This window comes from Caulobacter sp. GW821-FHT11E11 (assembly GCF_058808315.1).
In genome coordinates, this window is sequence record NZ_JBXARO010000001.1 from 373601 (window position 1) to 390198 (window position 16598).

The following is a 16598-nucleotide window of genomic DNA, read 5'->3' on the forward strand; positions in this document are numbered from 1 at the left end:
GCGGGGGCGGAGGGCTACCCCGCCAGCGCGCCGGCGACGACCTCACGGGCCTCGGCCTGAACCTGTTTCAGGTGATCCGGACCCAGGAACGACTCCGCATAGACCTTGTAGACGTCCTCGGTGCCTGAGGGGCGGGCGGCGAACCAGGCGTTCTTCGTGCAGACCTTCAGGCCGCCGATCGCCTCGCCATTGCCGGGGGCGTTGGTCAGGATGGCCTCGATCGGCTCGCCGGCCAGGGTCTTGGCGCTGACGTCGCTGGGGTTGAGCTTGCCCAGGCGGGCCTTCTCCTCGCGGGTCGCCGGCGCGTCGACGCGGGCATAGGACGGGGCGTCGTACTTGGCCGTCAGGTCGGCATAGAGCTGGCTGGCGCTCTGGCCGGTCTTGGCCTGGATCTCGGCGGCCAGCAGGGCCAGCTGCAGGCCGTCCTTGTCGGTGGTCCACACCGAGCCGTCGTGGCGCAGGAAGGCCGCGCCGGCCGACTCCTCGCCGCCGAAGCCGACCGAGCCGTCCAGCAGGCCGGGCACGAAATATTTGAAGCCGACCGGCACCTCCAGCAGGCGGCGGCCCAGGCCCGCCACCACGCGGTCGATCATCGACGACGAGACCAGGGTCTTGCCGACCGCGACGTCGGCGCCCCAGCCCGGACGATGGGTGAACAGGTACGAGATCGCCGCGGCCAGGTAGTGGTTGGGATTCATCAGCCCGCCATCGGGGGTGACGATGCCATGGCGGTCGGCGTCGGCGTCGTTGCCGGTGGCGACGTCATAGGCCGCCCCGCCCTTCATGATCTCGATCAGGTTGGCCATGGCCGAGCTCGACGAGCAGTCCATGCGGATCTTGCCGTCGGTGTCGAGCGGCATGAACGCCCAGCGCGGGTCGACGGCGTCGTTGACGACCGTGAGGTTCAGCTTGTGGCGCTCGGCGATCGCGCCCCAGTAGGCGACGGCCGCGCCGCCCAGCGGGTCGGCGCCGATGCGCACGCCGGCCGCGCGGATGGTTTCCATGTCGATGACGCTGGGCAGGTCGTCGACATAGCGGGCCATGAAGTCGTAGCGGCCTGCGGCCTTGTGGGCCTCCTCAAACGACACGCGCTTCACGCCAGCCAGGCCCTGGGCCAGCAGGTCGTTGGCGCGGGCGGCGATGGCCGAGGTCGCGCTGCCGTCGGCGGGGCCGCCAGACGGGGGATTGTACTTGATGCCGCCGTCGCGCGGCGGGTTGTGCGACGGCGTCAGCAGCAGGCCGTCGGCCTGCGCGCCGCCTTGGCGGTTGTAGGTCAGGATGGCGTGCGACACCGCCGGGGTCGGGGTATAGCCGTCCTGCGCGTCGATCAGCGCGGTCACGCCATTGCCGGCCAGCACTTCCAGCACCGAGCGGAAGGCCGGCTCGGACAGGCCGTGGGTGTCGCGGCCGACGAAGATCGGGCCGGTGATGCCTTGCGCGGCGCGGTATTCGACGATGGCCTGGGTGACGGCCAGGATGTGGTTCTCGTTGAAGCCGCCGTCCAGGCTGGAGCCGCGGTGTCCGGAGGTGCCGAACACGACCTTCTGGGCGGGGTTAGCGACGTCGGGCTTGATCTCGAAATAGGCGCCGATCAGGGCATCCAGGTCGATCAGATCCTCGGGGAGAGCCCGAAGGCCGGCGCGGCTGTGCATCAAGACACCCTGGAAAGCTTGTCTGGGGAAAAGTTCGTCGTCGGAGCGCAACGGGTCATTCCCCTAGTCGGGTTCCGTGTCGATTTCATCAAGTATCTCCGCGATGGGACAACGCCGTTCGCGATGGAAATTTTTCACGCAGAGGCTGCGGCTGAAGCGCGCGGGCGACGTCTAGTCGACAGTACAACGTGGAATAATCGCCAGGAAATTGTAACCTGGGGGCGTATTCCAGCCATCCACACGGATGCATAAGGGCGACGCGACGTGACCTACGAGACCACTGAAGGACGCCGCACCAGCGCGGTCGACACCCACGTCGGCGAACGGGTGCGTATGCGGCGCAAGCTGCTTGGCGTCAGCCAGGATCAGCTGGCCGACAACCTGGGCCTGACGTTCCAGCAGGTCCAGAAATACGAGCGCGGCGCCAATCGGATCAGCGCCAGCAAGCTGTTCCGCATCGCCGAGATCCTCAATGTCGACGTCGCCTATTTCTTCGACGGTCTGCCCGACCCGATCGAAGGGACGGGTACGGACGGCACGACCATGCGCGTCCAGGAGGTCATGCAGACCTTCCTGCAGACCTCGGAAGGCGTCGAGCTGGCCGAGATCTTTCCGCGCATCGCCAGCGGCCGTGTCCGGCGCCAGATCCTGGATCTGGTCCGGACCATGGCGGCCGAAGAAGACAAGTAGTCAGAAGGCCTCGCTGACGATCGCGCCGTCCGGCAGCAGGGCGGCGCGCTTCAGCCCGCTGGACGCGAAGGGCATGGCGATATTGCCCTCGCGGTCCACCGCGATCAGGCCGCCGTGGCCGCCAAGGTCGGCGACGCTCTGAATGGCCGCGCGGGCGGCGTCTTGCAGGTTTTCGCCGCCGAACCGCACCCGGTGGGCGATCTGCGCCGCGACTGCGGTACGGATGAAGTATTCGCCCTGGCCGGTGCACGAGACCGCGGCATGGCCATCGGCCCAGGCGCCGGCCCCGATGATCGGACTGTCGCCGACCCGGCCTGGCCGTTTGCCGAACACGCCGGCCGTCGAGGTGGCGGCGGCGAGGCGCCCTTCGGCGTCACGGACCACGCAACCGACCGTGCCGACAGGCAAGGCGTTCGGCGGGTGGTTATCCTCGAAGGCGCCGGCGTGGGTGAACCAGCTCTCTGGATCCTCGACCGTCTCCAGGCCCTGATCGCGGGCGAAGTCGATTGCGCCCTGGCCGGCCAGCATCACGTGCGGGGTCTCTTCCATCACCGCGCGGGCGGCCAGGATCGGGCTCTTGAAGCCTTGCAGCGCGGCCACTGAGCCGGCCCGCAGGGTCGCGCCGCACATCAGGCTGGCGTCCAGTTCGTATTCGCCCTCGGCATTGGGCGAGGCGCCCTTGCCGGCGATGTAGAGGCCGCTGGACTCGAGCCCGACCACGGTCTCGACCGCGACATCCAGGGCGTCGGCGCCGGCGGCCAGCCGGTCGCGGGCGGCTTCGACGAGGCCGCGCATATGGGCGATTTCGACACTGTAGTCATGGCCGCGCTTGGCGCCGGCGCCGCCGTGCAGGGCGAGACTAAAACGTTTGTTTGACATTCTGCTTCCTTGGTCGAACGCCCTGCGCTAGCGTCCGCGCGTCATAACCAAGAACCGCGGGAGAGGCGATCATGAAGGCAGTGCTCAGCAAGGAAGTCGGCGGTCCCGAGACCCTGGTGCTGGAGGAGCTGCCCGATCCCGTCGCCGGCGCCGGCCAGGTGCTGATCGACGTCAAGGCCTGCGGGGTGAACTATCCCGACGTCCTGATCATCGAAGACAAGTACCAGTTCAAGCCGCCGCGTCCGTTCGCGCCGGGCGGCGAGGTGTCGGGCGTGATTTCCGCCGTTGGCGAGGGCGTCACCCGCTTCAAGGTCGGCGATCGTGTGCTGGCCTCGACCGGCTGGGGCGGTTTCGCGGAGAAGCTGGCGCTGGAAGAACAGCGCTGCACCCACATTCCCGACAACATGCCGTTCGACCAGGCCGCAGCCTTCGTCCTGACCTACGGCACCTCGTACTACGCGCTGAAGGACCGCGGGCATGTCAAGGCGGGCGAAACCCTACTCGTTTTGGGTGCGGCCGGCGGCGTCGGCCTGGCGGCGGTCGAGCTTGGGAAGGCCATGGGGGTGCGCGTTATCGCCGCGGCTTCCAGCCAGGAAAAAATAGATCTGGCCATCAAACACGGCGCCGACAGCGGCGTCGTCTATCCGCGCGGCCCGTTCGACAAGGACGGCCAGAAGGCCCTGGCCAACCTGATCAAGGACGCCTGCGGACCCAATGGCTGGGACGTCGCCTATGACGCCGTCGGCGGTGATTATTCCGAAGCCACCATCCGCGCGGCGGGCTGGAACGGCCGCTTTTTGGTGATCGGTTTCCCGTCGGGGATTCCGAAAATCCCGTTGAATCTCACGCTGTTGAAGTCTTGCGACATCGTCGGCGTGTTCTGGGGCGCGGCGGTGGCGAGGGACCCCAAGGGCCATGCCCAGAACCTCCGCGAGCTGATGGATCTGTACGCCGCCGGCAAGATCAAGCCGTACGTCTCCGAACGCTTTCCGCTGGCCCGCGCCGGCGAGGCCATCGCCCACCTCTCCAGCCGCAAGGCGATGGGCAAGGTGGTGATCACGGTTGACTAGGATGGTTATCGGCGATCGTGGTTAAATCCCGCTAAGTATCCTTTTTAGCAAAGGAAAAACGACAACTCAGCAAAGTGCCTCCTCGAGACTAGGAGACTCTGCGGAGATGTACGTCCCACAAGAGCAGAGCGTCGCCAACGAAGCGGCGCCGGCCGCCATGCGGCGTCCCTACCGGCTGACGCGGCGCGCTGAAGAGCGTGTCCGCGTGCTGGGCGGGACCATGGACCTGGTGCGCCCGGAGGAAGTGTTCCACTTCGTCACGGGCAAGCTGGAGGCGCGTCAGAGCGCCATCGTCGCCAACCACAATCTCCACAGCCTGTACCTGATCGGCAAGGACCACCAGATCGGTGAGTTCTACAAGGAAGCCGACCTGATCGAGGTCGACAGCGTGCCGCTGATCTTCTGGGCGCGCCTGGTGGGCCGCGCCAGCCGGCGCTTCCATCGCTGCACCTATCTGGACTGGCGCGACGACTTCTGGGCCCTGGCCATCGAGAAGAACTGGAAGGTCTTCTTCGTGGGCGGCGCGCCCGGCGTGGCCGACAAGGCCATCGCGCGCGTCCGCGAGGATTATCCGCAGGCCCAGATCGCCAGCCATCACGGTTATTTCGACGTGACCCTGGGCTCGGCTGAAAACACCGCGGTGGTCGAGGCCATCCGCGAATACCAACCGGATATCGTCCTGGTCGGCATGGGCATGCCGCGCCAGGAGGTCTGGACCCTGGAGAACCACAAGGCCTACGGCCCTGCGGTGACCTTCACGGTGGGGGGCGCCTTCGACTACGAGGCCGGCGTTCAGACGCCGGCTCCGCGTTGGATGGGGCCGATGGGCATGGAGTGGCTGTTCCGGCTGATGAACGATCCTCAGCGGCTCTTCTCGCGCTACTGCGTCGAGCCGTGGTCGTTGGTCGGTCCGGCCTGCCGCGACGTGGTCAGGGCCGTTTCCCGGCGCCTGATAGAAGGCGATCCACGAGCGGCTGACGCCGCCCGTTGGGAGCAAATGCGGGCCCGTAACGAGGCAGCGCGCTAAAATGACTATTCTAGTGGGGGCCGCTTGCGGCGAGGTCGTGGAAATCACGGCCTGGAATAGGGGGCACGGGTTCTAATGGGCCTGGATATTCGAGTGATGACGCTGGAGGCCAAGGAGCGCTCCGGCTTTACGCACCGCGCCGTGGCGGGCGTGGGTCTGGTGGGGCTTGGCCTGGCCTGGGCGGTGCTGCTGGTGCCGTGCATGCTGTGGCTCGCCGCCAGTCATCTGGGACGCTACCTGGAACCTTTGACGCGCCGACCGGCCTGACCCCGGTCGGCGAGATACTTCTAGCCAACGACTGTTTGCTCCGCGAATATGATCATTGATCACTGACCCACGAAGAGGTCGGGGACGCGGAGGAAATTCCAATGGTCGGACGTCTGGACGGCAAGGTCGCCGTCGTCACCGGGGGCTGCTCGGGCATCGGGCTCGGCGCGGTCGAGCTGTTCGTGGCCGAGGGGGCGTGCGTGGTCGCCGCCGACCTGCAGGCCGAAAAAGGCGAGATGCTGGAAAAGCGTTTCCCCGACAAGGTTCGTTTCTCGCGCTGCGACGTCACCTCGGAAGACGACCTGGCCAAGACCATGGCGCTGGCCGAAAGTCAGTTCGGCGGTCTCGACATCCTGTTCAACAACGCCGGCCACGGCGGTACGCCCGCGAGCGTGCCGGAACTGACGGTCGAGGGCTGGGACAACACCTTCGCTCTGCTGGTGCGCGGTCCGGCCATCGGCATGAAGCACGCCCTGCCGCTGATGCTGAAGCGCGGCGGCGGCTCGATCATCAACACCGCCTCGATCGCCGGCCTGCAGGCGGGTTTTGGCCCCCTGGCCTATTCGGCGGCCAAGGCGGCGGTGATCCACATGAGCCGCTGCGCGGCGGCCGAGCTGTCGCCGCTGAAGATCCGGGTCAACGCCATCTGCCCGGGCCTGATCGCCACCTCGATCTTCGGCGCCTCGATGGGCCTGCCGCGCGAGGTCGCCGACCAGATGGCCGCCCAGATCGCCTCGGTCGGTCCCAAGATCCAGCCGATCCCGAAGTCGGGCCTGCCCGAGGACATCGCCGCCGCCGCCCTCTACCTGGCCAGCGACGACTCCCAGTTCGTGTCGGGGACCCACATCGTCGTCGACGGTGGCATCACGGTCGGCCCGCGCCACGCCTGGGACCGCAGCGCGCCGTCGCCGCTGCTGGCGGCCATGGGCATCACGCCCGAACAGGCGGAAGCGATGCGCGCCCAGTTGATCGCCGCCGGCGGGGCGGGGTGACACTCACCCCCAATCTGCGCGGCGCGTTGTGGATGCTGGCCTCGGCGGTCGGCTTCACGGCGATGACCACCCTGATCAAGTTCCTGGGCCCCGGTTATCCGGCCGCGCTCCAGACCTTCTATCGGCAGCTGGCGGGGGTGATCGTGCTGCTGCCGCTGATGGCCCGCGACTGGCGCGGGGCGTTCCGTACGACCCGGCCGGGCATCCTGATCTTCCGGTCCAGCGCCGGGGTGCTGGCGCTGATCATGGGCTTCTACGCCTATCAGAAGCTGCCCCTGGCCGACGCCAACGCGCTGTCGTTCACCCGGACCCTGTGGCTGGTGCCGCTGGCCGCCTTCGTGCTGCGCGAGCCGATCGGACCCTTGCGGCTGGGCGCGGCCCTGGTCGGCTTCCTGGGCGTGCTGATCATGCTGCGCCCCGGAGCTGGAGGCGCGGCCGCCTGGATCGGCTGGCCGCAGGCCTGCGCCCTGATCTCGGCCTTCCTGTTCGCCCTGACCATCACCGGCATGAAGGTCATGACCCGCGACCACAGTCCGTTCGTGCTGCTGGTCTATGCCGCCGTCTTGGGCCTGGTCTTCGCCATCCCACCGGCCCTGTTCGTCTGGAAGTGGCCGACCTGGCCGGACCTTGGACTACTCGCGGCGGCCATGGGCGTGATCGGCACCTTCACCCAAGGGGCCTACATCAAGGGCATGGAGGCGGGCGAGGCGGCGGTCATGGCCCCGATCGACTACACGCGCCTGGTCTTCGCGGTCGGCGCGGGCTTGCTACTGTTCCACGAGGTCCCCAAGCCGGCGGTGCTGCTCGGCGCGGCGATCGTGGTGGTCTCGACCCTGTTCATCTCCTGGCGCGAGCACCAGGCGGCCAAACAGGCGATGGGTCAGCCGGCGTAGGCGTGAAGCCGAGGTCAAAACGCTGACAGTAGTGACATCTTGATGACCCACCGCTAGCAGAGACGTCTTGGTGCAGGATCTGTGATGCAAACCGTACTGGTGACCGGCGGGGCCGGCTATGTCGGCTCGCACGCCTGCTTGGCCCTGGCCCAGGCGGGGTTCCGCCCCGTCGTGTTCGACGACCTCTCGAACGGCCATCGCGAGCACGTCCAGTGGGGACCGCTGGAGGTGGGCGACATCCGCGACGCCGCGCGCTTGGACGCGGTGTTCGCCGTGCACGCGCCGGTCGCCGTCCTGCATTTCGCCGCCCGTATCGAGGTCGGCGAGTCGGTGCGAGATCCCGGGACCTTCTTCGACGTCAATGTCGGCGGGACGATCACCCTGATCGAGGCCGCGCGCCGGGCCGGCGTCAACGCCGTGGTCTTCTCCTCGACCTGCGCCACCTTCGGCGAGCCGGTGCGCATGCCGATGGATGAGAGCCATCCGCAGGCGCCGCTGAACCCCTACGGCCGCAGCAAGCTGATGGTCGAGCAGGCCCTGGCCGACTACGATTGTTATGTCGGGCTGCGCAGCACCGTGCTGCGCTACTTCAACGCCGCCGGGGCCGATCCCGAAGGCCGTATCGGCGAGTGGCACGAGCCCGAGACCCACGCCATCCCGCTGGCGCTGCAGGTCGCGCTGGGCCAGCGCTCGCACTTCACGATCTTCGGCGACGACTATGACACCCGCGACGGCACGGCGGTGCGCGACTACGTCCACGTGCTGGATCTGGCCGACGCCCATGTCGCGGCGCTGAAGCGCCTGCTGGCCGGCGGCGCGTCGACGTCGTTCAACCTGGGCAGCGGGACGGGGACCTCGGTGCGCGAACTGGTCGACGGCGTCGGCCGCGCGGTCGGCGCCCCGCTGAAGGTGGAGCTCGCTCCGCGCCGGCTAGGCGACTCGCCGATGCTGGTGGCCGACAACAGCCGCGCCCGGACCGAACTGGGCTGGACCCCGTCGCGTGATCTGGACGCCATCCTGTCCAGCGCCTGGCGCTGGCACCGGGACCAGGCGGTTCTCCAAGAAGAAAAATTGCCGTCATAGCCGGTCGCGTCAGGCGTTATGTCGCAATGCCGCAAGGCGAAACGCTTTATTTGCAACTCTCGCTGTAGCTCTGAGGGGATGTGACCCTTGGGGGGCGTGCGTGCTCAAGTTTTTGACCTGCCTGACGACGGAACATGACCTGCGCCTGGTGCTTGTCGCCGGCCTCGTCTGCGTCGCCGGCTGTTTCACGACCTTCCGCCTCTATTCGCGGATGCGCGGCGCCCGGGGCGTCGTGCGCGCCGCCTGGCTGCTGCTGACCGGCCTGGTCGCCGGCTCCAGCGTCTGGGCCACCCACTTCATCGCCATGGTCGCCTACACGCCCGGTCTGAAGACCGGCTACAGTCCGACCGGCACCCTGCTGTCGCTGATGATCGCCGCCCTGTTCATGGCCAGCGGTTTCGCCGTCGCCTCGGCCCAGCGCTCGACCACCAACGACTTCGCCGGCGGCGTGCTGCTGGGCCTCGGCGTGGCGGCCATGCACTACACCGGCATGTCGGCCTTCGTGACCCAGGGCCACCTGGTCTGGGAACACGCCACGGTCGGCCTTTCGGCGATCCTGGGCGTGGCCGGCGCGACCGGCGCCCTGGTCGCGGCCGGCACGGCCCGCACCATCAAGCAACAGACCATGGGCGGCGGCCTGCTGTGCCTGGGCATCGTGGCCCTGCACTTCACCGGCATGTCGGCCATCACCATCGTGCCGGACGCCGGCGTCGAGGTGCCCGAGCAATTGCTGTCGGGCGGCATCCTGACCCTGGCGGTCGTATCGATCACCGGCATGATCATCCTGGGTGGCCTGGGCGCCGTCGCCATCGAATCCCAGACCTCGCGCTCGGCCCTCGAGCGCATCCGCCGCCTGGCCAACGCCGCCTATGAAGGCCTGGTCGTGGTCCAGTCGGGCAAGATCAACGACGCCAACGCCGCCTTCAGCGAACTGGTCGGCGCGCCGCTGGCCGATCTGGTCGGTCGCCCGCTGCACGGCGTCCTGACCTTCGACGACAAGACCACCGACCGCGAGGGCGTGCGCCGCGAAGGCAAGATCCAGCCGATCGCCGGCGGCCGCGAGATTCCAGTCGAGGTGTTCTCGCGCCTGATGGACGACGGCGCGCGCGCCGAGACCTCCGGCCTGACCGTTCTGGCCGTCCGCGACCTGCGCGAGCGTCGCGCGGCCGAGGAGAAGATCCGTTATCTGGCCGAGCATGACGGGCTGACCGGCCTGCCCAACCGCAATTCGCTGCAGGCCCGCCTGGCCGCCGCCGTCGAGCGCGTCGAGGCCTCGGGCGAGAGCCTGTCGGTGATCTGCATCGACCTGGACCACTTCAAGGAAGCCAACGACCAGCACGGCCACGTAGCCGGCGACCTGATCCTGGTCGAGACCGCCCGCCGGCTGCAGTCGGCGGTGCAGGCCCCGTCCTTCGCCGCGCGTCTGGGCGGTGACGAGTTCATCGTCGTGCAGGTGGCCGGCGGCGACCAGCCGACCGCGGCCGCCGAGCTGTCGGGTCGTCTGATCGAGATGCTGTCGGTCCCGGTGGCGTTCGAGGGCCAGGAGCTGGCTCTGGGCTCGAGCCTGGGCGTCAGCCTGTTCCCGGACGACGGCCGCACGGCCGAGGCCCTGATGGCCAATGCCGACATGGCCCTGTACCGCGCCAAGGAAAGCGGCCGCGGCGTCTATCGTTTCTTCAAGCGCGAGATGGACGACAGCATCCGCGAGCGCCGCAACCTGGCCCGCGACCTGCGCCAGGGCATCACCGACGAAGAGCTGGTGGTCCACTACCAGCCGCTGGCCCGCGCCAGCGACGGCGAGGTCTGCGGCTTCGAGGCCCTGGTCCGCTGGCAGCACCCGACGCGCGGCATGATCCCGCCGCTGGAATTCATTCCGGTCGCCGAGGAGAACGGCCTGATCGGTCCGCTGGGCGACTGGGTCCTGCGCCGCGCCTGCGCCGACGCCGCCACCTGGGAAAAGCCGCTGCGCATCGCGGTCAATCTCTCGCCGATCCAGCTGCACAACCCCGCCCTGCCCAGCCTGGTGCACGAGGTGCTGATCACCACCGGCCTGTCGCCCGCGCGCCTGGAGCTGGAGATCACGGAAAGCGCCCTGTTCAAGGACTACCAGCGCGCGCTGGACAACCTGCGCCGCCTGAAGGCCCTGGGCGTGCGGATCGCCATGGACGACTTCGGCACCGGCTTCTCGTCGCTGTCGACCCTGCAGTCGTTCCCGTTCGACAAGATCAAGATCGACAAGAGCTTCGTCGAGAACATCCACCGTCACGACCGCGCCACCGTCATCGTGCGCGCCGTGCTGGGCCTGGGCCGCAGTCTGGAAATCCCGGTCGTGGCCGAGGGTGTCGAGACCGCCGAGCAGATCCTGTTCTTGCGCGGCGAGAACTGCACCGAGCTGCAGGGCTACGCCATTGGTCGTCCGACGCCGGTCGACTCGCTGCTGGCCTGGACCATAGCCAGCGCAGAGCCGTCGGCGGCCGTCCTGGGCCTCGAGCCGAAACAGGAAACCCAGGACCAGGCCAAGCGCTCGGCCTGATCGGTTGCGCGGGTCCGCAACTCCGTATTCCATGACACGTTAGGCGAAAGCCAAGCGGGGCCTTAAGGCCCCGCGCAGTCATGAACGGGGATGGAACGCGTGCTGGGACGGACGGCCATCAAGTTCGTGACGGCGGCCGACCGGCGCGAGCTGCGCTACGGCCTGGCGATCCTGGCGGTGCTGCTGGCCCTGGCGGCGCGGATCGCCGCGGTGGTGCTGACCGGCGTTCCGCTGTTCTTCCCGACCTTCTTCGTCGCCGTCATGGTCGCGGCCATGGTCGGAGGCCTGGGGCCCGGCTTCCTGGCCGTGGCGCTCGGCGCCGGCATCGCCTGGCGGTTCTGGATGGCGCCCGACGGCGCCTGGACGCTGGAGACGCGCGAGAGCGTCCAGCTGGTCATGTTCGTGCTGTGCGGCAGCCTGATGGTCGTGCTGGTCGAGGCGCTGCGCGTGGCCGTGCGCTCGGGCCTGGCCGCCGAAGCGCGGTTCCGCTCGGCCCAGGAGGTGTCGCTGGACGCCTTCGTGATCCTGGAGCCGGTACGCGAGGCGGGCAAGGTCGTCGACTTCCGCTGGACCTACGCCAATCCGATGGCCGACTCGATGCGGCCGTCGGGGGTTTCGACCCTGCTGGGGCGGCGCGCTCTGGACGTATTCCCCGACGAGACCGGCCGCGACATGGTCGAGCGCTTCCGGCGGCTGCTGGCCAGCGGCGGTCCCGACGACATCGACGTGCGGCGGGTGATCGACGGCGAGGAGCGCTGGATCCGCTCCAGCGGCGTGCGGCTGACTGGCGACCTGGCGGTGACCTTCCGGGACGTGACCCAGGAGCGACGCGCCGCGGCGGCCCTGCGCAGCAGCGAGGAGCTGTTCCGGGGCGTGGCCAATTCCGCCCCGGTGCTGATCTGGGCGACGACGGCGCGGGGGCAGGCCGACTGGTTCAATCAGGCCTGGCTGAACTTCCGGGGACGCAGTCTGGAGCAGGAGCTCGGCGAAGGCTGGTTCAGCGGCGTGCATCCCGAAGACCAGCAGGCCGGTCTCGAGGCGGCCGATGCGGCGGCCGCCAGGCGCGAGCCGTTCAACGTCGCCTTCCGCCTCAAGCGGGCCGACGGCGCTTGGCGGTGGATCAACAGCGTCGGCGCGCCGCGCTTCGACGAGGCGGGCGACTATCGCGGCTATATCGGCAGCTGCTTCGACTTCACCGAGACGGTCGAGGCCCGAAAGGATCTCGAGGATCGCGTCGCCGAGCGCACGGCGGCCTTGCAGGCCAGCATGGCCGAGACGGCTCACGCCCAGGCCGCCCTGGCCCAGGCCCAGCGGCTGGAGACTGTGGGGCGGCTGACCGGCGGGGTGGCCCATGATTTCAACAATCTGCTGACCGTCATCGTCGGCGGGCTGGACATGATCCTGCGCCGGCCGGGCGACATCGCGCGGGTCCAGCGCCTGGCCGAGGCGGCCCTGGCGGCCGGCCAGCGGGGCGAGCGCCTGACCCGGCAGCTGCTGGCCTTCTCGCGGAACCAGGAGCTGAAGCTGGAGGTCGTCGACATCGGCGCCCTGCTGCAGCAGGCCGAGCCGCTGCTGCGCCGGGCCGTGGGCGAGGCCATGGCCCTGACCCTCCGCCGCGAGGACGGCGTGGTCGCCTCACGGGTCGACGCGGCCCAGTTCGAGGCGGCGCTGCTGAACCTGGTGGTCAACGCCTCCGACGCCACCTCGGACGGCGGCGCGATCAGCATCGTCGTCGCGCCTGCGATCCTGGCAGAAGGTGAGGTGGCCGACGCCGCGCCGGGGCCTTACGTCCGCATCGCGGTCAGCGACACGGGCGCGGGCATGCCGCCCGAAGTGCTGGCCAGGGTTTTCGAGCCGTTCTTCACGACCAAGGAGGTCGGCAAGGGCACCGGTCTCGGCCTGGCCCAGGTCTATGGCTTCCTGCGCCAGTGCGGCGGCGGGGTGGCCATCGACAGCGTCGAGGGGCGCGGCACCACGGTCTCGCTGTACCTGCCCGCCACCGACGAGGCCGCTACGCCGCCGGCGCCCGTGGTCACGCCGTCATCGCGAGACCGCTTGAAGGGTGTACGGGTGCTGCTGGTCGAGGACGATCCGGCGGTGCGCGAGATCGCGGACGGCCTGCTGCGCGACCTGGGCTGCGACGTGACCACCGCCGAGAACGGGGCATCGGCCCTGGAGGCGCTGGAGGAGGGCGTGGCCTTCGACCTCCTGATGTCCGACATCGTCATGCCGGGCGGCGTCAGCGGCGTGGACTTGGCGCGGTCGGCCTCGGCCAACCGGCCGGACATGGCGGTGCTGCTGACCACCGGCTATGCCGGCGGCCGCATGGATGTGGCGCCGGCGGACCTGCCGTGGCCGGTGCTGCGCAAGCCGTTCCAGGTGGAGCAGTTGGCCGAGATCGTCTCGGCGCTGCTAGCCGCCCGCGAGGGTCCTCCAAAGAAGAAGCCCCGCAAGCGCAAGGCTAGCGCCGCCGCCGGCTCGTAGAGCCACCCAGCAGTCCGCCCAGCAGGCCGCGCATCAGCTCGCGGCCGGCCGTGGAGGCGACGGTGCGCACCAGGGTGGTGGCGAAGGCCTCGGTCATGGTCTGGCGGTTGGAGGCGCGGGGGCGGCTGGCGCGCTCGCGCTGGGCTTCCTCGCGTTCGCGGACCTTGGCCTCGGCGGCCTCGCGCTTGTCGTCCTCGGCCTGCTCGCGAGCGTCGTCGGCCTGGCGTTGGGCCTGTTGGGCGCGGCCCTGCAGGATCTCGTAGGCGGAGTCGCGGTCCTGAAGGGTGTCGTAGACGCCGGCGACCGGGCTCTTGGCCTTCAGCGCCGTGCGCTCCTCGGGCGTCACGGGTCCCAGGCGCGAGGCTGGCGGACGGATCAGGGTCTTCTGCACGACCTTGGGCGCGCCCTTCTCGTCCAGGGTCGAGACCAGGGCCTCGCCGACGCCCAGGGCCTGGATGGTCTCGGCGGTGTCGAAGCTGGGGTTGACCCGGAATGACTGGGCGGCGGCTTTCAGGCCCTTCTGGTCGGCGGGGGTGTAGGCGCGCAGGGCGTGCTGCACGCGAGCGCCCAGTTGGCCCAGCACTGCGTCGGGAATGTCGGCAGGGTTCTGGGTGACGAAATAGATCCCCACGCCCTTGGAGCGGATCAGGCGCACGACCTGCTCGATCTTCTCCAGCAGGGGCTTGGGCGCATCGTTGAACAGCAGGTGGGCCTCGTCGAAGAAGAAGACCAGCTTGGGCTTCTCCGGGTCGCCGACCTCGGGCAGCACCTCGAACAGCTCCGACAGCAGCCACAGCAGGAAGGTTGAATAGAGCTTGGGCGACTGGATCAGGCGGTCGGCGGCCAGCAGGTTCACATAGCCCCGGCCCGCCGCGTCGGTGCGCATGATGTCGCCAAGATCCAGCGCGGGCTCGCCGAAGAAGTGCTCGGCGCCTTGGGTCTGCAGGGTGAGCAGTTTGCGCTGGATCGCGCCGACCGTGGCGGGCGCGACATTGCCGTACTGGGTGCCGATCTCGTCGGCGTGGTCGGCCACGTATTTCAGCGCCGCCTGCAGGTCCTTCAGGTCCAGCAGCAGCAGGCCGTCCTGGTCGGCGACGTGGAAGACGATGGTCAGCACGCCTTCCTGCACGTCGTTCAACTCGAGCAGGCGCGACAGGAGGAGGGGGCCCATCTCGGAGATGGTCGTGCGGATCGGGTGGCCCTTCTGGCCGAACAGGTCCCAGAAGATCACCGGCGGGGCGGCCGGCGACAGGGCCAGGTCCATCGACTCGGCGCGGGCCAGCATCTTCTCGTTCGGGGTCCCGGGCATGGCAACGCCCGAGAGGTCGCCCTTCACGTCGGCGGCGAAGACCGGGACGCCCGCGTCGGAGAAGGCCTGGGCCATCACCTGCAGGGTGACGGTCTTGCCGGTGCCCGTCGCGCCGGCCACCACGCCGTGGCGGTTGGAGCGGTCGAGCCGCTGGGTCACCGGGCCTTCGCCCAGCCCCACCAGGATCTCGTTTTCACCGATCGACAGCGACATGGATACAAACTCCGACAAAGCTCGTTCCGACCCTAACCGGGGCCTTGCGTCGCGCCAATCGGCGCGGTCAATGTCGGCTGCGTTTCAGGAGAAGTTTTACAAATGCCGGCCCCCGCCCCGCCCCCCGTCACCACCCGCAACGCGGTGGTGTTCCTGGCCGTGATCGCCGGGGGGGCCGCGATGTACTGGATGCAGGACATCCTGACCCCGCTGGCCCTGGCGGTCTTCCTGGCGGTGATGGTCGATAGCTTCGCCCGCGTGCTGACGATGCGCGTGCCCGGCTTCCCCCGCCAGATCGCCCTGCCGGCGGCGGTGGTGATTTCGATCCTGCTGTTCGGCGTGTCGTTCTGGGTGGTGATCGACAACGGCCGCGGGTTCTTCGACCAGGTGAAGGATTATGCTCCGCGCCTGAACGGCATCATCGCCAAGATCGCCCACGCGGTCGGCATCCAGATCGCCCCGACGATTGACAGCCTGATCAACCAGCTGAACCCCAAGGCCTTCATCGGCCAGGCGGCGCAGTCGTTCGGCAACTTCGCCTCCAGCGCCGTGCTGGTGCTGATCTATCTGGGCTTCATCATCGCCTCGCGGCGTGGGTTCGCTCGCAAGATCGTCTCATTGTTCCCGCATCATCCCGAGCGCGAGCGGAACATGAAGCTGTTCCAGAGCATCCGCGACGGGGTGGAGCAGTATCTGTGGATCCAGACGGTCACCGGCCTGATGATCGCCGTCGCCGCCTGGGTGGTGATGATGCTGGTGCGGCTGGACAACGCCTTCTTCTGGGCCTTCCTGATCTTCCTGGCCGCCTACATCCCGATCCTGGGCGGAGCGATCGGCTGCTTCCTGCCGCCGCTGTTCGCCCTGGTGCAGTTCCCCGACACCTTCTGGCCGGCGATCATCCTGTTCGCGGCGCTGCAGGGCATCTTCTTCGTGGTCGGCAATGTCGTCCTGCCGCGCATGCAGGGCGACAGTCTGAACATGGACCCGACGGTGGTGCTGCTGTCCCTGGCCGTCTGGGGCGCCCTGTGGGGCGTGCCGGGCATGTTCCTGTCCACGCCGCTGACGGTGGCGGTCATGCTGATCCTGGCCCAGTTCGAGGGCTCGCGCTGGATCGCCATCCTGCTGTCCGAGGACGGCGATCCGCAGGGCGAACGGATGCTGACGGGCAAGGGCCACGGACCCGCGCCGGACGAGCCGGCGGCCAAGAAGCGCCCTTAAGGGTCGAAGAAATGCAGGCGCCCCTTACACTGCGATTTGAGGCCCCTATCTATGCCTTGTCCGGTTCCCCCCACCCGGACAAACCGCCGATCGCGGCAGGCCTCGCCGCCGCAATCGATGCGGAAAACGCCCGCCTTCCCCTGAGCGGGCTCGCGCCGCCGGCTTCCCCCCACCCGGCGGCGCTTCCGTTTCCAGCGCCCGGCGCTGAACGGCACAGTTTCTTTCCATTTTCGGACGTACGGGTTGAAGCCGCGCCTAAAAGGGCTAGGTTGCGACCAAAAATTCGCG

General features: G+C 68.7%; 13 protein-coding genes. 10 read left to right on the forward strand and 3 right to left on the reverse strand.

Annotation, left to right across the window (positions count from 1 at the left end):
* Positions 1–14: 14 nt before the first annotated feature.
* On the reverse strand, positions 15–1655 hold the full coding sequence (gene pgm / locus AC1RR5_RS01905) for a phosphoglucomutase (alpha-D-glucose-1,6-bisphosphate-dependent) (RefSeq protein ID WP_492919405.1): 1641 nt from the start codon (positions 1653–1655) through the stop codon (positions 15–17).
* A gap of 261 nt (positions 1656–1916) precedes the next feature.
* Here pgm and AC1RR5_RS01910 point away from each other — a divergent pair, with 261 nt between their 5' ends.
* Positions 1917–2342 (forward strand): helix-turn-helix domain-containing protein, encoded by a 426-nt coding sequence (locus AC1RR5_RS01910; RefSeq protein WP_492919406.1) that lies wholly within the window; start codon positions 1917–1919, stop codon positions 2340–2342.
* On the opposite strand, the gene AC1RR5_RS01915 is transcribed toward AC1RR5_RS01910, so the two are convergent.
* A complete protein-coding gene (locus AC1RR5_RS01915) occupies positions 2343–3221 on the reverse strand; it encodes an isoaspartyl peptidase/L-asparaginase family protein (RefSeq protein WP_492919407.1) in 879 nt (292 codons plus the stop codon).
* Between the two features lie 71 nt (positions 3222–3292).
* Here AC1RR5_RS01915 and AC1RR5_RS01920 point away from each other — a divergent pair, with 71 nt between their 5' ends.
* The 8 genes from AC1RR5_RS01920 to AC1RR5_RS01955 all read left to right on the forward strand — a co-directional run bounded on the left by AC1RR5_RS01920 (position 3293) and on the right by AC1RR5_RS01955 (position 13570).
* Positions 3293–4291, forward strand: coding sequence for an NADPH:quinone oxidoreductase family protein (locus AC1RR5_RS01920; RefSeq protein ID WP_492919408.1), 999 nt, complete (start codon positions 3293–3295; stop codon positions 4289–4291).
* 106 nt (positions 4292–4397) lie between these two features.
* Positions 4398–5318 (forward strand): WecB/TagA/CpsF family glycosyltransferase, encoded by a 921-nt coding sequence (locus AC1RR5_RS01925; protein ID WP_492919409.1) that lies wholly within the window; start codon positions 4398–4400, stop codon positions 5316–5318.
* Between the two features lie 75 nt (positions 5319–5393).
* Complete coding sequence (locus AC1RR5_RS01930) at positions 5394–5585, forward strand: hypothetical protein (RefSeq protein ID WP_492919410.1); 192 nt, start codon at positions 5394–5396, stop codon at positions 5583–5585.
* A gap of 101 nt (positions 5586–5686) precedes the next feature.
* On the forward strand, positions 5687–6577 hold the full coding sequence (locus AC1RR5_RS01935) for an SDR family NAD(P)-dependent oxidoreductase (protein WP_492919411.1): 891 nt from the start codon (positions 5687–5689) through the stop codon (positions 6575–6577).
* Positions 6574–7470 carry a DMT family transporter gene (locus AC1RR5_RS01940; protein WP_492919412.1) on the forward strand — a complete coding sequence of 299 codons (897 nt, stop codon included), beginning with the start codon at positions 6574–6576 and terminating at the stop codon, positions 7468–7470. Before AC1RR5_RS01935 ends, AC1RR5_RS01940 begins: the two co-directional genes overlap by 4 nt.
* Before the next feature lie 84 nt (positions 7471–7554).
* Complete coding sequence (galE, locus tag AC1RR5_RS01945) at positions 7555–8553, forward strand: UDP-glucose 4-epimerase GalE (RefSeq protein ID WP_492919413.1); 999 nt, start codon at positions 7555–7557, stop codon at positions 8551–8553.
* 70 nt (positions 8554–8623) lie between these two features.
* A complete protein-coding gene (locus AC1RR5_RS01950; protein WP_492919795.1) occupies positions 8624–11086 on the forward strand; it encodes a bifunctional diguanylate cyclase/phosphodiesterase in 2463 nt (820 codons plus the stop codon).
* Positions 11087–11185: 99 nt separating this feature from the next.
* Positions 11186–13570, forward strand: a complete 2385-nt coding sequence (locus AC1RR5_RS01955; RefSeq protein WP_492919414.1) for an ATP-binding protein — start codon at positions 11186–11188, stop codon at positions 13568–13570.
* Here the strand turns inward: AC1RR5_RS01955 and AC1RR5_RS01960 are convergent.
* Positions 13548–15092, reverse strand: coding sequence for a helicase HerA-like C-terminal domain-containing protein (locus AC1RR5_RS01960; RefSeq protein WP_492919415.1), 1545 nt, complete (start codon positions 15090–15092; stop codon positions 13548–13550). The genes AC1RR5_RS01955 and AC1RR5_RS01960 overlap by 23 nt on opposite strands.
* Positions 15093–15194: 102 nt before the next feature.
* On the opposite strand from AC1RR5_RS01960, the gene AC1RR5_RS01965 reads away from it, so the two are divergent.
* Positions 15195–16310 (forward strand): AI-2E family transporter, encoded by a 1116-nt coding sequence (locus tag AC1RR5_RS01965; protein ID WP_492919416.1) that lies wholly within the window; start codon positions 15195–15197, stop codon positions 16308–16310.
* Positions 16311–16598 lie beyond the last annotated feature (288 nt).

Excerpts from the sequence above, each read along its gene's own strand:
- AC1RR5_RS01925 (WP_492919409.1), top strand. The coding sequence starts at position 4,398 with ATGTACGTCCCACAAGAGCAGAGCGTCGCCAACGAAGCGGCGCCGGCC.
- AC1RR5_RS01965 (WP_492919416.1), top strand. The coding sequence starts at position 15,195 with ATGCCGGCCCCCGCCCCGCCCCCCGTCACCACCCGCAACGCGGTGGTG.
- AC1RR5_RS01930 (WP_492919410.1), top strand. The coding sequence starts at position 5,394 with ATGGGCCTGGATATTCGAGTGATGACGCTGGAGGCCAAGGAGCGCTCC.
- AC1RR5_RS01935 (WP_492919411.1), top strand. The coding sequence starts at position 5,687 with ATGGTCGGACGTCTGGACGGCAAGGTCGCCGTCGTCACCGGGGGCTGC.
- AC1RR5_RS01960 (WP_492919415.1), bottom strand. The coding sequence starts at position 15,092 with ATGTCGCTGTCGATCGGTGAAAACGAGATCCTGGTGGGGCTGGGCGAA.
- AC1RR5_RS01915 (WP_492919407.1), bottom strand. The coding sequence starts at position 3,221 with ATGTCAAACAAACGTTTTAGTCTCGCCCTGCACGGCGGCGCCGGCGCC.
- AC1RR5_RS01920 (WP_492919408.1), top strand. The coding sequence starts at position 3,293 with ATGAAGGCAGTGCTCAGCAAGGAAGTCGGCGGTCCCGAGACCCTGGTG.
- galE (WP_492919413.1), top strand. The coding sequence starts at position 7,555 with ATGCAAACCGTACTGGTGACCGGCGGGGCCGGCTATGTCGGCTCGCAC.